This window comes from Flavobacterium pectinovorum, from assembly GCF_006438875.1.
In the GTDB taxonomy this organism is placed as follows: domain Bacteria; phylum Bacteroidota; class Bacteroidia; order Flavobacteriales; family Flavobacteriaceae; genus Flavobacterium; species Flavobacterium pectinovorum_A.
Genome location: NZ_RCZH01000006.1, coordinates 142,176 through 162,990, shown reverse-complemented (window position 1 = coordinate 162,990; position 20,815 = coordinate 142,176). Strand labels below are relative to the sequence as shown.

Annotated in this window: 11 protein-coding genes; 6 read left to right on the top strand and 5 right to left on the bottom strand. The window is 35.2% G+C overall.

The window, feature by feature from the left end; genetic code table 11:
* Positions 1-218: 218 nt before the first annotated feature.
* The 5 genes from EAH81_RS10515 (at position 219) to EAH81_RS10495 (ending at position 14,200) form a co-directional block, all read left to right on the top strand.
* Positions 219-2,225 carry an MGH1-like glycoside hydrolase domain-containing protein gene (locus tag EAH81_RS10515; protein ID WP_140506703.1) on the top strand — a complete coding sequence of 669 codons (2,007 nt, stop codon included), beginning with the start codon at positions 219-221 and terminating at the stop codon, positions 2,223-2,225.
* A 694-nt stretch (positions 2,226-2,919) separates the two neighbouring features.
* On the top strand, positions 2,920-5,055 hold the full coding sequence (locus EAH81_RS10510; RefSeq protein WP_140506701.1) for a beta-galactosidase: 2,136 nt from the start codon (positions 2,920-2,922) through the stop codon (positions 5,053-5,055).
* Positions 5,056-5,517: 462 nt separating this feature from the next.
* Complete coding sequence (locus tag EAH81_RS10505) at positions 5,518-7,815, top strand: aminotransferase class III-fold pyridoxal phosphate-dependent enzyme (RefSeq protein WP_140506699.1); 2,298 nt, start codon at positions 5,518-5,520, stop codon at positions 7,813-7,815.
* 390 nt (positions 7,816-8,205) lie between these two features.
* Positions 8,206-11,157 carry an FAD-binding and (Fe-S)-binding domain-containing protein gene (locus EAH81_RS10500; protein WP_140506696.1) on the top strand — a complete coding sequence of 984 codons (2,952 nt, stop codon included), beginning with the start codon at positions 8,206-8,208 and terminating at the stop codon, positions 11,155-11,157.
* Between the two features lie 628 nt (positions 11,158-11,785).
* Positions 11,786-14,200 (top strand): TonB-dependent receptor, encoded by a 2,415-nt coding sequence (locus tag EAH81_RS10495; protein ID WP_140506694.1) that lies wholly within the window; start codon positions 11,786-11,788, stop codon positions 14,198-14,200.
* A 261-nt stretch (positions 14,201-14,461) separates the two neighbouring features.
* Here the strand turns inward: EAH81_RS10495 and EAH81_RS10490 are convergent, their stop codons facing one another.
* The 5 genes from EAH81_RS10490 to EAH81_RS10470 all read right to left on the bottom strand — a co-directional run bounded on the left by EAH81_RS10490 (position 14,462) and on the right by EAH81_RS10470 (position 19,429).
* Entirely contained in the window at positions 14,462-15,145 is a 684-nt protein-coding gene (locus EAH81_RS10490; RefSeq protein WP_140506692.1) for a cytidylyltransferase domain-containing protein, read from the bottom strand.
* 225 nt (positions 15,146-15,370) lie between these two features.
* Positions 15,371-16,021, bottom strand: a complete 651-nt coding sequence (locus EAH81_RS10485) for a delta endotoxin C-terminal domain-containing protein (RefSeq protein ID WP_206669082.1) — start codon at positions 16,019-16,021, stop codon at positions 15,371-15,373.
* 369 nt (positions 16,022-16,390) lie between these two features.
* Positions 16,391-17,854 carry a glycoside hydrolase family 30 protein gene (locus tag EAH81_RS10480; protein ID WP_140506689.1) on the bottom strand — a complete coding sequence of 488 codons (1,464 nt, stop codon included), beginning with the start codon at positions 17,852-17,854 and terminating at the stop codon, positions 16,391-16,393.
* Positions 17,855-17,973: 119 nt separating this feature from the next.
* Positions 17,974-18,969 carry an L-glyceraldehyde 3-phosphate reductase gene (mgrA, locus tag EAH81_RS10475; protein WP_140506687.1) on the bottom strand — a complete coding sequence of 332 codons (996 nt, stop codon included), beginning with the start codon at positions 18,967-18,969 and terminating at the stop codon, positions 17,974-17,976.
* Between the two features lie 19 nt (positions 18,970-18,988).
* Positions 18,989-19,429 carry a GlcG/HbpS family heme-binding protein gene (locus tag EAH81_RS10470; protein ID WP_140506684.1) on the bottom strand — a complete coding sequence of 147 codons (441 nt, stop codon included), beginning with the start codon at positions 19,427-19,429 and terminating at the stop codon, positions 18,989-18,991.
* Positions 19,430-19,747: 318 nt separating this feature from the next.
* On the opposite strand from EAH81_RS10470, the gene EAH81_RS10465 reads away from it, so the two are divergent.
* Positions 19,748-20,329, top strand: coding sequence for a Crp/Fnr family transcriptional regulator (locus tag EAH81_RS10465; RefSeq protein ID WP_140506682.1), 582 nt, complete (start codon positions 19,748-19,750; stop codon positions 20,327-20,329).
* Positions 20,330-20,815 lie beyond the last annotated feature (486 nt).

Here is a 20,815-nt window from a genome sequence, read left to right as displayed (position 1 = left end):
AAGAAGATTAGAAAAAAAATCTGCTCAATCTGCAAAATCTGCGAGAGAAATATTTAGTATAGCGAAGAGATATTTGCGTTTAAAAAATGCCACTCCCGATAGCTATCGGGATAAATGATTTAAAAGAATTAAAAAAATCTGCTAAAATCTGCGAAATCTGCATAAAAAATATTAGTATATTATATCTAAATAAAAACACACCATAAAAACAAAATAACATGGGCAAAAAGAAAATATTTTTCATTCTTGCATCCTTTTTTATAGTCCAATTGGGTTGGTCACAAAAGAGCTTTCCAATATTAGAATCTGCCAAAAACAGTATAAATTATAAGGGAAACCCAACAAACGCTACAGACAGAAAATCATTGGCATTCTCAGACAAAGGTGCATGGTTTGGATTTGGTTTTTTAGAGCCGACAGAAGTACAGGCGGGGTTTTCAGGACCATTTTTAATGACAGAACAAAATGGCGTTTGGTTAAGTCCTTCGTTTGTTTCGCTGCAGCTAAAGGATGAAAATAACCAAGAAGTTATCAATTGGAAAAGTTCATTAGTTAGTCAAAACAGCTACAACAGCCATTTAGAACAAGAATTTAAAAACGAAAAACTGGAGGTAAAACAGCAATTGGTGTTTTTATCCGGACATTCGGCATTACAGAAAACAAGCATTACTAATAAATCAGGGAAGGAGATCACACTTTTTCCTTCGTATGATTCGAATATATTTTTAGATGATTTACAACTTTCTAAAGAAGGTAAGACTTTAAAAATTGTTTCCACGAAAAGTACAGCGACAGGTTATATTCAGTTTTTGAATAGTAATCCTGAAATTGAAATTACAAAACAAGGATATAAAGCGCAGACAGAAAAACTGGTATTAAAACCAAATGAAACTAAAGAGATTGTTGTTTCTCAGACATTTATTTTTGCACAATATTCATGGAAAAATGAAAATGAAGCCATTACAAAAGCAACATTCAATATCGTATTGAGTAACACACAAAAAGAAAAAGAAAAGCAATTGGCGCAATTGATTGCCAAAAAGAAAAGCATTTACAAAGACGTTGTTTATTCTGATTTAGTTGCAAAACTAGTATTGACATTACAAAACAATACGAGAATTGCTGCGGAAGGATTAAAACATGGCGGACTTTTTCCGAGTTATAATTACGAATGGTTTCACGGTTTTTGGGCTTGGGACAGTTGGAAACATGCTGTTGCCATTGCCAATTATGACGGTGAGTTGGCAAAGAATCAAATGCGTGCTTTATTCGATTATCAGGAACCAAACGGATTTATTCCGGATTGTATCTATAGAAATAATCTTCTGGAAGAAAACAACTACCGAAACACAAAAGCGCCGCTTGCTGCATGGGCAATCTGGAAAATTTATAAAAAAACGAAAGATGTCAATTTTCTAAAAGAGTTTTATCCAAAATTAAAATCATATCACAATTGGTGGTATAAAGAGCGCGATCACGATCAGGATGGTTTATGCGAATTTGGTTCAACAGATGGAACCGTAATCGCAGCAAAATGGGAAAGCGGAATGGACAATGCGGTTCGTTTTGATGATAGCAAAATCCTGAAAAACGGAGAAAAAGCCTATTCATTAGATCAGGAAAGTGTTGATTTAAACTCGTTTTTATACGCTGAGAAAAACTATTTGAATAAAATGGCAGAGGTTTTAAAATTGACTGAAGAAGCTAAAAAATGGAAAGACGAAAGTGTAACTTTAAAAGCTAAAATTCAAAGTCAGTTTTGGGATGCTGAAACGGGTTGGTTTTACGACACAACAATCGACGGAAAAACATTGATAAAAGCAATGGGATGCGAAGGATATTTACCAATTTGGGCAGAGGTAGCGACAGCAGAACAAGCCAAAGCAGCAAAAGTAAACATGCTGGACACTAATTCGCTAAACACTTTTGTTCCGTTACCAACATTGGCGGCAAATCATCCTAAGTTTAAACCGGAAGGCGGCTATTGGAGAGGACCGGTTTGGTTAGACCAAAGTTATTTTGGAATAAACGGATTAGAAAAATACGGCTACACAAAAGAAGCAAATGAATTGGCCCACAAACTAATTTATAATGCCGAAGGAGTTTTAGACAAAGGCACGACAATTAGAGAGAACTATCAGCCAGTTACTGGAAAAGGATTAGAAGCCTTTAGCTTTAGTTGGTCTGCCTCTCATTATTTAATGCTACTTTTAGAAGATAAATAGTTAAAATTAAATCTAATTGGTAAAAAAGATTAAAAAGAAATCTGCTTAATCTTCTAAATCTGCGAGAGAAAATTTTTAACACATAGAAACATAGATTTTGTACACGATAAAGAAAGGCGTTTCACTTCGCATTAATGCACATAGCTATGTGTGAAGAAATATATTTCTTTTTTATAATCTCTTTTAAAGAATAAAACCTATGTTTCTATATGTTTGATTAATTTTAAGTCCCAGCGGGACGACATATTTATAGAAAAATGAAAAAAGATATAGGAAAACCCCATCGGGGTGAGATATTTATTGATCTGGTAGGAAAATGATAATGTCGCCCGCCGCCTCGGGCTTGATTTAATGAGCTTGTATATTGACTATAAATATATTACTCCTCTGGAGTTTTGATTAAATACATAATTATATAAATGATAAAACATTGAAAAGAAATCTGCTTAATCTTCTAAATCTGCGAGAGAAAATTTTTAACACATAGAAACATAGATTTTGTACACGATAAAGAAAGGCGTTTCACTTCGCATTAATGCACATAGCTATGTGTGAAGAAATATATTTCTTTTTTATAATCTCTTTTAAAGAATAAAACCTATGTTTCTATGTGTTTAATTATATGGTTTATAAATTACACGCAGCGAGTTAAAACTAACTATCTAAATTTGATTAACACACAACAATACAAAGTATGTTCAACCAAAATATATCATTCACAAAAATTTTATTAACGACGTTGCTTATTGCGAATTGCATTTCTATACCAGTTTTTTCGCAAAGCAAAAAAACTACAGCAACAGAGAAAAAAGATCCGCAGCGTTTTTTCTCAAAGCCTGATTTAATGCAAATCGGGGTTTATTATTATCCGGAACAATGGCCAAGAGAACAATGGGAACGTGATTTAAAAAACATTAAAAAGTTAGGATTCGAATTTACGCATTTTGCAGAATTTGCCTGGACTTATATGGAACCTGAACAAGGGAAATATGATTTCAAATGGCTTGATGATGCTTTGGCTATAGCCGAAAAAGAAGGATTAAAAGTAATTCTTTGCACGCCAACGCCAACTCCTCCGGCTTGGATGGGAGAGAAATATCCTGAAATTTATTTGGTGGATGCAAACGGACGTCGCAGAGAACATGGTAATAGAGCGAATGTATCTATTACAAATGAAAAATACCGTGAATTTACAGATCAGATTGTAACCGAATTAGGAAAAAGATACGGTAAGAATAAAAACATTATGGGTTGGCAAATCGACAATGAACCTTTGGGGACTGCCGATTTTAGTCCTTCTGCCCGCAAAGCATTTCAACTTTGGCTTAAAGCCAAATACGGAACAATCGAAAAACTAAATACAGAATGGGTAGGGAATTTCTGGAGTACGCGCTATAATAACTTTGAACAAATTGTTATACCGAATGCAGAAATTTATGTTGAAGACAAACTAAGTCCGCATGCAGTTTTGGATTTTAAAAGATTTACATCAGATGCGCAAGGAGAATATTTAAACAGACAAGCGGAAATACTTCGAAAGTATGTTGATCCAAAACAATGGATAACAACCAACTTTACGAATGTAATCTATGATGCTGATCCAAGAAGTGCCAACAAAATGGATTTTATCACTTACACAATGTATCCGGTAAGCGGAAGAAATCCGTTAGGTGGTGAAAGTTTTAGAATAGGACATCCTAATAAAATCTCGGAAGCCGATGATTATTACAGATCTATTACCGGTGTTACGGGTGTTATGGAATTGCAACCCGGACAAGTAAACTGGGCAGGGATAAATCCGCAATTGCTACCGGGAACGGTTCATATGTGGATTTCGCAAGCTTTTGGCGGAGGCTGTTCTTTTACGTGTACGTACAGATACAGACATCCACTGGGAAGCAGTGAAATGTATCACGACGGAATTGTTGGAACTGATGGAGTAACACTAAGTGAAGGCGGAAAAGAGTTTGTACAATCTATCGAAGACATGAAAATGCTTCGTAAAGAATACAATCCAAAAGCGGTAATTCCGGAGAATCTTTCGAAAAGAAAAACAGGATTTTTATGGAGTCACGAAAACCTTTGGGATCTGGAAAACCAAAAACAAACTGAGTTTTGGAATACGTGGAAACATAGAAACACCTACACATCTGCTATAAAATCGACTGGCGCGCCTATGGATTTTATTACAGAAGAAGATGATTTTTCTGCTTATCCGTTTATTGTCGCTCCGGCTTACCAATTGATTGATCAGAAATTGGTCGACAAATGGACTAAATATGTGGAGAACGGAGGAAACTTAATCCTATCTTGTCGTACAGGTCAAAAGGACAGAAACGGACATTTCTTTGAAGCCAAATGGAGTGCACCAATCGTTCCGTTAATTGGAGCCGATGTAGAGTTTTTTGATATGCTTGTAGAAGACGTAAACGGTACAATTACTGCCGGAACGAATACCTACAAATGGAATACCTGGGCAGATGTGCTAAATCCGAAACCAGGAACAGAAGTTTTGGCTACGTATACAGATCAGTTTTATAAAGGTAAAGCAGCAGCAGTTACCAGAAAATTAGGAAAAGGAACCATTACGTATATTGGCGCAGAAAGTAAAGACGGAAACTTAGAAAGACAAGTAGTAAGAACGGTTTACGAACGTGCCAAAATAGCCATCGAAGACTTGCCAAAAGGAGTTTATGTAGAATGGAGAGATGGTTTTTATGTAGGTGTAAACTACACAAACGAACCTATAAACTTACCAATTCCACAAGGAAGCAAAATACTGGTAGGACAAAATCCATTGCAACCGGCACAAGCCGTAATTTGGAAATAAGAGTTAGCTGGGAAGTAAAAGTTAGCCACGAATTTCACGAATGAGCACGAATTTTTTTAAATAGAATACACATAGTAATTAGTGTAATTAGTGTAATTCGTGGCTAAAAAAAACATAAGAACATGGAAATAAAAGTTAGCCACGAATTCACGAATTTTTTTTAAGTATAGTGCGTAAAAATTTGTGCTAATTTGCGGAATTTGTGGTAAAAAAAAATAGCTACAGACATTCCTGTAAGGTTTTCGAAACGTTGTAGGTGTAATAAAGAAACAAAAAAAGTTAGCCACGAATTCCACGAATGAGCACGAATTTTTTTAAATAGAGTAGGCATAGTAATTAGTGTTAATTCGTGGAATTCGTGGCGAAAAAAAAACTGTAATCATACCTACAAGGTTTTGAAAACCTTGCAGGATTATGGAATTCGTAGCGAAAAAAATATAAAAACAATTTAATATAATAGCAATGACTTTTTCAGAAGCAACTATTCAGGATTTAGTAAAAGAACATTACGGATTAATTGTGACCGTAAAAGCATTAAATGGATATGACGAATTAAATTTTCTTTTATCGAATGAGAAAAATGAAAAATACATTCTGAAAGTATCCAATGAGAGTCATTCGTTTCCTTTTTTAGAAGCGCAGATAAACATTATTCAGCATCTTAAAAAAAGCAATATTTCAGATTGTTTTCAGCATTTTAGTATCAATAAAGAGGGAGAAGAGTTAACTAAAATAGTAAGAGATTCTAAAACCTATTACATCAGAATCCTAAACTTCTTAGAAGGCACTTTTTGGGTTGACGAAAAAGTAAAAACAAATGAATTACATCATAATTTAGGTTCTTTTTTAGGCAAAATGGATCATGCATTACAAGACTTTTCGCATCCGGGAATGCACCGCAATTATATCTGGGATATTAGCCGTGCGAGTGAGGCGGGTGATAATTTAAAACATATTCTGAATCACGAAAAAAGACGTATTGCAGGATATTTTTTACTTCAGTTTGATACAGAAGTATTGCCGCAAATATACCGACTGAGACATGCTTATATACATAACGATGCCAACGATTACAATGTATTAGTACAAGGCAATCGCATAAACGGTTTAATTGATTTTGGCGATATGGTTTATACTTCGCTTATCAATAATTTGGCAATCGCTTGTACGTATGCGATGCTGGACGAGAAAGATCCGTTGGCTGTAGCGGCTTTGATTGTGGAAGGGTATCATAAAGCATACGCACTTACAGAGCAGGAATTAGATTTATTGTATTATTTAATTGCCGGACGACTTTGCATAAGCGTAACCCAATCGGCATATAATGCGTCATTAGACAGTAACAACGAACATCATTTTATCACTGAAAAACCAGCTTGGGATTTGTTGTATAAATTGATCGAAATAAATCCAATCAAGGCACAGGATGCTTTCAGGAGAGCTTGTGGTTTTGAAGGAGTAATCAATGATGATGATTATAGCAATTTGCTTGATATTCGAAAAAAGAAAATAGGAAGAAATCTAAGTATTGGATACAAAGACAAATTAAAAATTGTCAAAGGAGCTTTACAATATTTATACGATGATAAGGGAAGAACCTTTGTAGATTGTGTAAATAATCCGTCGCATGTTGGGCATTGCCATCCCGTTGTGGTTCGAAAAATGCAAAAGCAAATAGCAACTTTAAATACCAATACCAGATACCTAAATGACGCTATTACCGAATATGCTGATAAACTAACAGCGACATTACCCGCAAAATTAAGTGTTTGTTACTTTGTAAATTCAGGAAGTGAAGCCAATGATTTGGCGATCAGAATGAGTCGTCATTTTACCAAACAAAAAGATATTATTGTACTCGATCATGCGTATCACGGAACTTCGACTGTGGCAATGGAAATGAGTCCGTATAAATTTGACAGTAAAGGTGGATCTGGACAAATGCCGTGGATACATAAAGCGATGAATCCGGATTTGTATCGTGGTCCGTATAAATATGGAGATACAAATGCAGGAGAAAAATACGCTGCAGATGTACAAAGAATCATTGAAGACCTAAAAAAAGAAGATAAAGCGCCAGCCGTATTTATTTGTGAAACCTTACTGGGAGTTGGAGGACAGATTCCGTTACCGGAAAATTATCTAAAAACAGCCTACGAATATGTTAGAGCAGCCGGAGGAGTTTGTATTGCAGATGAAGTTCAGGTTGGATTCGGGAGAATTGGAGATCATTTTTGGGGATTTGAATTGCAAAATGTAGTTCCCGATATTATTGTTCTAGGAAAACCAATTGGAAACGGTCATCCCTTGGCAGCTGTAATTGTAACAGAAGAAATTGCAGATGCTTTCAATAACGGACTGGAATACTTTAACACTTTTGGCGGTAATCCCGTGTCAATGACTACAGGATTAGCAGTTCTTGATGTTATTCAGGAGGAAGAAATGCAAAAACATGCCTTAGAAGTTGGAAATTATTTAATGAATGGATTGAAAGGTTTAATGGCAAAACATCCTATTATTAGTGATGTTCGCGGACATGGATTGTTCATTGGTGCCGAAATGGTAAAAGACAGAACAACTATGGAACCTGCTGTTCCCGAAATAGATATCGTAGTAGAAAAACTGAAAGCCAACGGTTATTTATTAAGTACAGATGGACCTTTGCACAATGTTTTAAAAATAAAACCACCAATGCCATTTAGTAAACAAAATGCAGATGAAATGGTGCGATTGTTAGATGTCGCTTTAAGTGAATTGTAGAAAAAAATCTCGCCGCAAAGACACAAAGTCGCCAAGGTTTTGTCATTTCGACGGAGGAGAAATCACACTTGGGATTCGACAAAGATTGGCAATTTTGATTGCGTCCCGAAACTTCGGGATAGTGTGATTTACTTCGTCCGTTCGCTATCGCTCGGGTCTCCCTTCGGTCGAAATGACAAACTAAAATAAAATATTGTTATGAAAACGATTGCCCTAGCCCCGATAGAAGTGGAAATCCTTTTGTGGCGGGGTTCGCCACAAAAGATTGAAACGGATAGCGGGATTAGCTTCTGAAAATTGCTTTTATTGGGAAAATCGCAATGACAATATTGTGTTTAAGCTTTGCGCCTTTGCGCCTTTGCGGCAAAATTTATATAATAAAGTATTAAAATGAATGATAATAATATCCTTTCCAAGAGTTCGATTAATCTTGAAGGTTTAGAAAAACAATTAGAAGGTAAATTATTTTACGATCATACCATGCGTTTGCTTTATGCAACTGATGCCAGTGCTTATAAAGAAATGCCTTTGGCGGTAGCGATTCCGAAAACAAAAGAAGATATTCAGAAAATTATTGCCTTTGCAAGAGAAAATAATAGCAGTGTAATTCCGCGAGCAGCGGGAACTTCGCTTGCGGGTCAGGTTGTGGGTAACGGAATTATAGTTGATATTTCGCAAGAGTTTACAAAAATTATTTCGGTTGATCAGGCAAATAAATCAGCTTGGGTTGAACCTGGGGTAATTCGTGATGAGCTGAATCTTCATTTGAAAACGTATAAACTCTTTTTTGGACCTGAAACTTCTACCAGTAATCGCTGTATGATTGGCGGAATGGTAGGGAACAATGCTTGTGGCGCGAGATCTGTTATTTACGGTTCTACACGAGAACATTTACTTGAAATAAAAGGTTTTCTTGCTGATGGAAATGAAGTTACGTTTGGTTCTTTAACCAATGCTGAGTTTGAAGATAAATGCAACGGAATCAATGTAGTGAGTCCGTTGGAACAAGCGATTTATGTTCAGGCAAAAGAGATATTATCTTCTGAAACAAACAGAACTTTATTCGACGATAATTTTCCTAAGAAATCAATTCCAAGGAGAAATACAGGTTACGCTTTGGATTTATTGGCAGATTCTATGCCTTTTGGAGATTCAGATGAAAAATTCAATTTTTGTAAATTAATTGCAGGATCAGAGGGAACATTGTTCTTTTCGACCGCCATAAAACTGAATTTAGTCGATGCTTTAAAGCCTTTTGCAGCTTTGGTTTGCGTACATTTTGAAAGTATAAATGAATCCTTAAAAGCAAATATCGAAGCTTTAAAATTTAATCCGGATAGTGTAGAGTTAATCGACCATTATATTCTGGAATGTACTAAGGAAAATATAGAACAAAGCAAGAATCGTTTTTTTGTAAAAGGAGATCCTCAGGCTATTTTGGCTGTCGAATTTTTGAGAGATTCGCAAGAGGAAATTGATGCTATTGCAAAAGAAATGGAAGCTTTAATGCGTTCTAAAAATCTAGGTTATCATTTCCCGATTGTTTACGGCGATGATACCAATAAAGTCTGGACATTGCGAAAAGCTGGATTAGGTCTATTATCGAATATTCCGGGTGATGCAAAAGCGGTTGCCGTAATTGAAGATACCGCTGTAGATGTTAATGATTTACCGGATTTTATCGAAGACTTCAATGCTATTCTAAAAGAACGAAACTTAAACTGCGTGCATTATGCACATGCCGCAACGGGAGAATTGCATTTGCGCCCGATTATAGATTTAAAAACAAAAGAAGGTACAGCAATCTTTAGAACCATAGCTACCGATATTGCACATTTAGTTAAAAAATACAAAGGTTCTTTAAGTGGAGAACACGGTGACGGAAGGCTTCGAGGAGAATTTATTCCGTTGATGTTAGGCGAAGAGATCTATCAATTGTTTATTCAGATAAAAGAAGTTTGGGATCCGTGGGGAGTTTTTAATCCGGGTAAAATCGTGAATACGCCTCCTATGGATTCTAGTTTGCGATATACAGCGGGGCAAGACACGCCAATGCCGGATACCTATTTTGATTTCTCTGAAAATAACGGAATCCTGCGTGCAGCCGAAATGTGCAACGGATCCGGTGATTGTAGAAAAACAGAGAAAAGCGGAGGTACAATGTGTCCAAGTTATATGGCAACGCGAGATGAAAAACATACAACGCGTGCGAGAGCAAACATGTTGAGAGAAACGATTACAAACTCGACAAAAGCAAATAAGTTTGATGATGAAAATCTTCTTGATGTACTTGATTTGTGTTTAAGTTGTAAAGGATGTAAATCTGAATGTCCGTCGAATGTAGATATGGCAAAATTAAAAGCTGAAACTTTACAACAATATCATGATAAAAACGGTGTGAAATTCCGTTCCAGATTGATCGGAAATACACCAAAAATAAACCATTTGTTTGCTGCAATTCCGTGGATGTATAATTTATCTACTAAAGGTGCTTTGGGAAATGTGATTAAAAAAGCAACTGGTTTTGCCACAGAAAGGAAATTACCTTTAATGCACAAAATCACTTTTGCCAAATGGATAAAAAATTACATTCAGAGCGGAGATTTTGTAAACGGAAAGGTGTATTTATACAATGATGAATTTCTGAATTATTATGATGTCGAAATTGGTCAGACAACCGTTAAACTTCTGAATCGTTTGGGATATCAAGTTGAAATTCCTAAAATTGGCATCAGCGGAAGAACGTATCTTTCGAAAGGAATGCTAAGAGAAGCGCGAGAAATAGCGGAACAAAATACAAGGGATTTCGAAACAACAATTCCGGAAGAGGGTATTTTAATCGGAATTGAACCTTCAGCAATATTGAGTTTTCGGGATGAATATCCTGATTTATGTCGCGGAGATTTAAAAGCAAAAGCAAAAGCATTTGCGAAAAAGACCTTTTTGATAGAAGAGTTTTTAGCCAAAGAATTAGACGAAGGACGAATTTCATCAAATAGTTTTACAGATAAAACAGAACGAGTACGAATGCATGGACATTGTTTTCAGAAAGCTTTATCGTCATTGGTTCCGTTAAAGAAAATTTTGCTTTTGCCAAAGAACTATACCGTGCTGAATATTCCGAGTGGCTGTTGCGGGATGGCAGGTTCTTTTGGCTACGAAAAAGAACATTATGATATTTCTATGAAAATAGGAGAGTTGGTTTTATTCCCAACGATTCGTTCAGAAGAAGCTGCGACATTGATTTCGGCTTCCGGAACAAGTTGCAGGCATCAAATTTCGGACGGTACAGGACGAAAAGCGCAACATCCGGTAGAAATACTTTATGAGGCGTTGAAGTAGGTTATATTCCTTAAAAATAATTTAGTGAAGTTTTTTGTTGCAAGTGCCTGTGTTCTTCCAGAAAGAATACAGGCATTTTTTTGTATAAGATTTGGTTTTTTTGAATTGGCTCCAGCTTTAGCTGGAGTTTATATAAGATCAATCTGAATGGCTTTAGCCAAAAATACGTGATTTGGTTAAAGCCTTTTATTACATGTGTTAATTACCTCCAGCTGAAGCACAATGTCATTAAGTTAAGCTTCTTTATTTTAAAGCCACAGATTAAAGGATTAAAAAGATTAAAAAAAATCTGCTAAATCTGCTAAATCTGCGTGAAAAAAAAATTTTTTGCTTCTTCTGTGAGAGATTATTTCAGCGAAGCATTATAGATTTCCCTTAATTTAATGACATTGAGCTGAAGCAGGAGGCTAGTCAAAAAATTAAGATTAAAAACATTGCGACTCTTTGTGCGAAAATTGTTTAATCATAATTCTTATTGTTATAATATGGATTAACATTTGTGTAGTATATTTTTTACGCTTCTTTAAAAGGATTTATTTCAGAAAAAAATAACAATTTACTATTGATAGATTGAAATTTATATTGTTCTTTTGCGCTTTAATTTAGAATTAGTTTAAATAAGAATAACATGACAAGACTAGTACCTTTAATATCCTCTTTTTGCGGATTTTTTCAGAAAAGAAACCAAAAAACACACTATAATTTATCGCTATTCCTTTTAATATTTTCCCTGTTGAATGTAGGCTTCATTCACGCACAATCAGGAACTACAGGACAAATTTCAGGAACTGTTATCACTAATGATGGTAATGCGGGTCAGGGAGTTGTAGTAAAATTGATCGAAATAAATAAGAGCGCCGTAACAAATGCATCCGGTAATTACGAGTTCAAAAAAGTACCTTTTGGTAAATATACGCTCGAAGTTACGATGACAGGATATGCTTCATCTACTGAAACTGCGGAGATTTCGGAACAAGCCCCATCTGTGATTGTAGACGTGCAAGTAAACTCATCTGTAGAGAATCTTGAAGATGTTGTAATTCGTACGGGAGGAAATCGTTTTGCTAAAAAAGAAAGTTTTGATGTGGCAAAAATGCCTTTGAAAAACATCGAAAATTCACAGGTTTATATTGTTGTAAGCAAGGAATTAATGAAAGAGCAGGTAATCACAGATTATAACAGTGCCTTCAAAAACGTTCCCGGAGCCGGTATTGCCGAAGTTAGAAATCAAGGTCGTACAACTTCTATTTCACGAGGTTTTCCAACTCCACAAGTAGTTAGAAATGGTGTTGGGAGTTTTACTTATACCACTATTGATCCTTCAAATTTAGAGCGTATTGAGGTTATTAAAGGACCATCTGCAACACTTTTTGGAAGTACATTATCATCCTTTGGTGGTTTATTTAACCGTGTTACCAAAAAGCCTTTTGACAGTTTTAAAGGTGAAATATCGTATTCTGCAGCAAGTTGGGATTTGAACCGATTTACAGCTGATATTAATACTCCGCTTAACGCAGATAAAACGGCATTATTAAGAGTCAATACGGCTTTTCACAGCGAAAGGAGTTTTCAGGATGCAGGATTCAACAAGAATTTTTCTATTGCCCCAAGTTTTTCATACGAAATCAATGATCGATTAACGCTTTTAATCGATGCCGAATTTAGTTTATATAAAGCAACTTCGCCAACAAGACTTGCTCCGTTTGCTGTAAAAGGAACAGAAAGTGGTATTGAACAACTTGATATTCCATATAAATTATCTTTTGCCAATAATACTATTAATTACACGAGCCAACAATACAATGTTTTTGCTCAGTTAAAGTATAAAATGTCTGATGAATGGACTTCTCAAACCATTTTATCGAGAACAAGATCATCATCTGACGGTTACACGGTGGCATTACAAATGATGTCTCCTACAACATTGAGACAGCAAGTTACGTATCAGGAATCTCCTTTTTACGGAACAGATATTCAGCAGAATTTCATTGGAGTTTTTAAAATCGGAAAGCTAAAAAACAGAGTAGTTGCAGGTTTAGATTATTATAGTTTGCGTGCTACGCGTAATGACGCAACTGTAAATATGCCGGCAATGGATTATAAAAAGCCGGGTGATGCGTATAATAATTTTAATGTAGACAAAGTGGCGCCAATGTTTGCTACGGCTAAATTCACCAATTACGTATCGAATGATGAAGTTACCTATAGCGCTTATGTTTCGGATGTTTTAAATGTAACAGACAGATTATTAGCGATGGGTGGAATTCGTGTAGATAAATATGAAAACAAAGGAGTTTATTATCCAAGTAAAGATTCTATCGTAGGAAATTATAATCAAACAGCTTTCTCTCCAAAATTTGGATTAGTTTATCAAATTATGAAAGAAAAAATTGCTGTGTTTGGTAATTATATGAACGGTTTCAGCAACGTTTCCGGTTCTGATTTTGACGGTAATACTTTCAAACCAAATCAAGCGAATCAGTGGGAGGGAGGTTTTAAATTTGACCTGAACAAAATTTCGGCTACATTAAGTTACTACGATATTCAAGTAACAAATATCACTCGTGATGATCCCGATCATGCAAATTTCTCCATTCAGGATGGAACTCAGGTGAGTAAAGGTTTTGAAGCAGAGTTAATTGCCAACCCAATTTCGGGATTAAATATTGTGGCAGGTTATACTTATAATGACAGTAAATACGAAAAGAGTAATGCCAGCGTTCAGGGATTGCGTCCAACAACTGCAGGATCACCAAGAACGGCAAACTTATGGGCAAGTTATAGAGTTACAACAGGTCAGGCTCAAGGTTTAGGAATTGGTTTTGGAGGAATTTACGGAAGTGAATATTACCAAACAAATACCACAGCTTTCAAGTTCTCAATTCCGTCATACACCGTATTAGACGCTTCGCTTTTTTACGATCAGCCAAAGTATAGATTGGGTCTTAAAGTAGATAATATAACCAACGAAAAGTATTGGTCTTACAGACTTGCAGCTCAAAATCCAACTCGTATAACAGCAAATGTTACGTTTAAATTCTAAGTTTATTTCTGAGTAAATAGTTTTTAAATTTATAAAAGGGGATTGTTTCATCACAAATTGAAACAATCCCTTTTTTTTAACACATAGAGACATAGACTTTGACTGAGTAGAAAGACGTTTCACTATTTATGAATTCACATAGTTGAGATGCTTACTATGTGTTAAAATCTAGATTTTTTTTAGCTTTCTTAATCTATATAATTTAAAACTATGTTTCTATGTGTTAAAGTAAATTTTCTAAACCTTAAAATAGTTCTTTTTTTAAACTCCACTATGGAAAATAGCTGGAAACTTATCCTGATTATCAAAAACCAGTTTTACTAATTCATAATTAGTTTCTGAATCCAACAGTGTGTTTTCAATTTCTTTTACATCATAAAGCGTAGCCATTTTTCCAATTTTTTTTCGATTTTTGAGGAAAGTTTTACGATTAAATCCATGAAGGATTCCGTTTTCGATTATTGAAAAAGGGAATGCATCATTCATTTCCATTTTATCGATATCAAAATTTCTCCATTCATAACGCTGCATACTGAAAAGTGAATCATAATATTCTCCGGGTACAAGATAATCAATATACGTTTTGATGAAACTTTCTATCGTAAAATGAGTCACTAATGGATTAAAACTTTGAATTTCGATAAAATGTTCGCCCGAAATTTTCTCAAGCGTATAAGCCGTGATTTGATCCGATTTTACATCTTCGCCAATCAAATGTTTTGGTCGGTCAATAACTCTTAATTTACCATTCCATTTACAATATTCCTTCACTTCCTCAGAATCTGTATTGATCACAATACTTTCAAACTGATCGAATTTTAGTAATTTTTCGATCATATATTGATACATCGGTTTTTCATTAAATGGAAGAAAATTTCTATTTGGTAAATAGTGTGGAAATTCTTTTTGTATTGGTAAAAGTGCAGTAAGATGAAAATTGCTCATAACGTCTTTATAAGAGAATTAAAAATGGCGATCATTTTGTGCCGCTAATTTATAAAGATAGAATGAACTGGTTTTACGTAGAAATACTTGTTTTAGAATACTATTTTTACCATATAAGTCATATAAGTAAATATAAGCTGTACTATAATATAGTTACGCGTATACATATAGTTACGCACAAAACTTAAATGAACTTATATGACTTATATGGTAAAATTTAATTTTTTAATTGGGCGAAAAAGTCAAATAGTCTAAGTTCATATTGCCGTTTTCTACAATATGTAAAGTCAGCAATTGCGTGCCTTTTTCGAGTTTAATAGTTCCGATGTTTTTCGAACTATTCCAATGATGCCATTGTCTCCATGCAACAGGATCTTTATCATCGTGTGTCGATTCGATTTTGATATTTCCTGTGGCGTCTTTTCCGTTTACGGCAATAGAAATTGCACCATCGCCATTTGCAGTATATAAAACGCCAATTTTGTACGTTCCGGATTTCTTCACCTGAACCGTATAATTAATCCATTCTGTAGGTTGAGTCCAGCCCACATACAACTGTTTCATCTTGATAGGTACTTTAGTATAGGGTGTGTCATCAATACTATCAGTTTTGGTATACGAAATATCTACAGCTTCATTTATTCTGAATTCGTTCAAAGGATTTCCGTTTACAGGATTCAGTTTTCCGCTGCCATTATTGACTTCGTCAGTGTCGTGATACGCAATTCCTTCGCCGCCAAGATCGTAGAATTCGCATTCTATTTTCCCAGGAATTTGCTGTAACTTCATTGGTTTTGACTTTTCAGCCGATGTTTGGGCTATTGCCGATGTGCCAATCAAAACGAAAATATTCAGGATTATTAAAGCTCTTTTCATATTATATTTTTTAATTTTTACAACGTAGAGATTATAAAGCACACAAAGATTAGATGCACTGCTGTGCATCTCTACGGTAAAACTTTGCGATTAAAATTATTTAATAGACAACGAATATCCGTAGAGACGCACAGCGGTGCGTCTTCACATAGTTTAGACACAAATCCAAAAATCTATGTTTCTATGTGTTAAAAGAGCTAGCGTATTTCTAAAGTAATTAATTCTAACACATAGAAACATAGATTTTTATTTATATTAAAAGGTTGCAAAAAAGAAACACATTTCTTCACACATAGCTATGTGCATTAATGCTAAGTGAAACGCCTTTTTAAGCACAAAATAGAGCTATGTCTCTATGTGTTAAAGAATCTATTTTATTTCTAAAGTAGCAATAGAATGTGCCAAACTTGTTATTTTTGAAGCTTTTCCTTTTATCCAAAGAAAATACTCAACATTATCATCAGATTGATTCATGACAACGACTTCCAGATTATTATCCTGATTTAGAAATGCTGTAGACAAAAGTTTATTACTGCTCGAATTACAAGCCACACGTTTTGCGCCCGGATGAATGAATTTAGAAAAATGTCCTAAGTAATAATAACCGTTTGTATAGATCAGTTTTCCGGTAGTAAGATCGGCGTGAATAGGTGACATGCAAAAGTTTTGAACGTGGTTTGGTCCGCCTTTTTCATCCAATAAAATATTCCAATCTGTCCAGGCGACAGTTCCAATATTGAAATCATTAATCATCGACATTCCGTATTTTTCGCCGTAAGTCCAATCCGTTAATAATTTTTGATCAAAATCAGCTGCGCAACCTTCTGTCAGGATAAGTGGTTTATCAGGGAATGCTTCTGCAACACGACGTTCCGCTTCAAAGTTCATTCCGTTTTTATGCCAGTCTTCGTACCAATGATATCCAATGCCCCAAACATATTTTTCCGCCTCTTTATCTTCCAGAACCGTGCTTACACGCTGGTACATTAAATCACGATTATGGTCCCACATTATTAATTTCTTTTTAGATAAACCTGCTTTTTGCATAGTTGGTCCAAGAAAGTTTTTTATAAAATCACGTTCTTCTTCAGCCGTAAAAATGCAGGATTCCCACTTTTGAACTGCCATAGGTTCGTTTTGAACGGTATAACCCCAAATCGGAATTCCTTCTTTTTCGTATTCCTTTATAAACTTCACAAAAAAGTTAGCCCAACTTTGGTGGTATTCCGGTTTCAAAGTTCCGCCTTGTAATACATTATTGTTCGTTTTCATCCACGCAGGCGGACTCCACGGCGAAGCGTATAAAGTTAGTTTCCCTCCGGCTTTTGCAATCGCTTCTTTAATTAGCGGAATTCTATATTTTCTATCATGGCTAATATCGAAGGTTTTTAGGTCTTTGTCACCTTCAGCAATATAACTGTAAATATCAGAGGAGAAATCACAGCTTTGCATATTAGTCCTAGCTAATGTATAACCAATTCCCTTGTCTTTATCATAATAAGCCGTCAGGATTTCTTCTTGTTGGGCTTTCGAAAGCTTGTAAAAAACTTCTGCGGAAGCATCAGTAATTGCGCCGCCAATTCCCAACATGGTTTGATACGTTTTAGAAGGATCAACAAATACCGAAAATTCTTTTTCCGTTGGTTGTGGTTTAGAAACAAACGACAGTGTTTGTGTTTTAGTCAGTTTATTGTCGGTATTTTTTGCCGTTACATAAACCGAAATACTTTTGTATTCTGTAGCTTTTGGAGTCTTTTTCTGTGCCGCCAAATTTGCCGCCAGAAATCCGGATAACATGATGGTCAGGCATGTTGTAAAATGATATTTTTTCATAATTATGGTTAAATAGTTAGTATGATTATTCGTTACAAATAGCCCACAGATTGTGCGGATTAAACAGATTGGTACAGATTTTTTTTATTTAAAACTAGTGCCAATTCATGTAATTGCTTTTATATCAGAATTTGATTGATCGCCTTTAATTCGTCTGTTGTAAACGAAGTATTTTTAAGACAGCCTACAGAATCAATTACTTGTTCCGGTTTGCTTGCGCCAATAATAACCGACGAAATTCTTTTGTCTTTCATTACCCATGCCAAAGCCATTTGAGCTAAGGTTTGACCACGTTCTAATGCCATTTCATTCAATTTTTTAACCTTAGAAATATTCTCAGGCGTGATCGCATCTTCTTCAATTGCTCCGTTACCGCGATGTGCTGTCGCTCTTGAGTTTTCAGGAATCCCGTTTAGGTATTTATTAGTCAAAAGACCTTGTGCAAGAGGAGAAAAAGCAATTCCGCCAATGCCGTTCAATTCTAAAACATCCAATAATCCGTCTTCTACAGAACGTTCCAACATCGAATATTTAGGCTGATGAATCACGCAAGGAGTTCCCAGTTCTTTCAAAATAGTAAATGCCTTTTGAGTTTCCGCTGGACTATAACTCGAAACACCTACATAAAGCGCTTTTCCCTGACGTACAATTAAATCAAGCGCTGCCATAGTTTCTTCCATTGGCGTGTTTGGATCAGGTCTGTGGTGATAAAAAATATCGACATAATCCAAATCCATACGTTTCAGACTTTGGTCTAAACTGGCAATTAAATGTTTTTTGGAACCAAAATCTCCGTAAGGACCGTCCCACATTGGCCATCCGGCTTTCGTAGAAATTAAAAGCTCATCGCGAAAAGGTTTAAAATCCTGTTTGAATAATTCTCCAAAAGTACTCTCGGCAGATCCCGCCGGAGGACCATAATTATTGGCAAGATCAAAATGCGTAATACCGTTATCAAAAGCGGTGTGCAATATGTTTCGGGCGTTTTCGATGCTATCGATTGCGCCAAAGTTATGCCACAAACCAAGCGAAAGAGCTGGAAGCATCAATCCGCTGTTACCACAACGGCGGTATTCCATATTTTGATAACGGTTTGAATTGGGTAAATAAGTCATGTTTTTTTAATTATGATTGTTATATTTTTTTGAATGCTTTGGTTACAATTTCTAAATCGGTAACACCTCTAAAACCACTAAAACCAACAGAAAGCTGTGTGCCGTCATTTAGTATAATAGGTTGTCCGCCCTGCCAGCCAATAAGATCGGGAGCTTCTATTCCGTTAGCGTTCTCCTCTACAATTTTATTAAAAACCAATCTCTCATAATCACCCGTTTTAACTCCCGTAAGCCAAACCTGACTTGCTTTTGTCCAGGCAATTTTATAGGAATGTCTTTTCCGTGCTTTATCATTTCCATACATTTGGCCATAAACGGAGCCTTCTTCGTCAATAATACAAATTGCAACGTTGCCATTAGAAATTGCTTTATCTTCTTCAACTTGCATATAAGCGGGAATAAGATCCTCAATTGCCGATAATGCAAGGGTGATTCTTAGATGGAGAACTTGATCTTTCATTGAATTATAAATTTATAGGATGTTTAATTTTCAAAGATCAAATATTAAATTACCTAATTTCTTAAACTAGATCAAGAAATAATAATAAATTGTGTTATTCATGCGAATCATGATTCGTGAAAAATGTGCCGTTAGGTACTAATTTTGGGTTGTAATTTTATGTGCAATCTATACGGAGACGCACTGCTGTGCGCCTCTACGGAAATTCGTTGTCTATAAATTACGTTGATAAAAACGACCACAACAAACACCTTAAATAAATACATCTTATATTTACGACTTGTTACCAAAAGCAATCCTACTAAACAAGTTTTAAAGATGTTTGAAAAAATCCATGATTATCTTTCCAGATTTGCCCGACTATCAGAGCAAGAGATTAAAATTTTTGAAAACAGTCTCGAGTTAAGAAAAATTCCCAAGAAAACAATTCTGTTGCATGCTGGAGAAATCTGCAATTTTGAAGCCTATATAAATAAAGGTTGTATTCGGGAATATTTTGTTGATCGTGACGGAATTGAATTAACCTTACAATTTGCAACCGAAGATTGGTGGGTAAGTGATATCACGAGTTTTGAAGATCAGGTACCGAGCGATATGTATATTGAAACGCTGGAAGATTGCGAATTGTTGGTTTTGACCCGTCAAGCGAAAGAAAATCTGATCAATGAAGTTCCACAATTAGAGCGTATGTTCCGATTAATGATTCAAAGACATTTGTCTAAATTGCAGAAGCGTTTGTTTAAAACCGTTTCTTCGACTGCGATGGAACAGTATGTAGAATTTCTTGATCGTTATCCGGCATTGTCGCAGCGGGTTTCACAACAATATATAGCTTCTTATTTAGGAATCACGCCTGAATTTTTAAGCAGATTACGGGCAAAACATTTAAAGAACGGATAAGTTTAGTTTTTCATTTAGAATAAAATAGGAGTTTTTTAAGCTCCTTTTTTATTTATCCGTAATCCTGCAAGGTTTTCGAAACCTTTTAGGTATGCATGTTTTTGCGCTAAATACTTTTCACGCAGATTTGGCAGATTAAGCAGATTTTTTTTAATCTTTTAATCTGTGGCATTATTTCGATATAAAGATATGTTTTCGAAGCCTTGTAGTATTACAAGCAAATCTACAAGGTCAGAAAAAAACCTTGCTTGAATGTCAGTTTTTTTTGTGTTTTCCTAGGTTTTAAATTTTCTTCTCGAAGAGTAAAAAGATTATAAAAATAAAAATCTGCTTAATCTGCAAAATCTGCGAGAGAAAAAATCAAAACACGAATCTGTTTGTTTAGTAAATTTTAGGGATTACTTTAGCTATATTATTGTCAAATTGACTATTTCACAAAAAAGTGTAATATTATTTATTTTTAATAACGTCTGATTTTCTGATGTT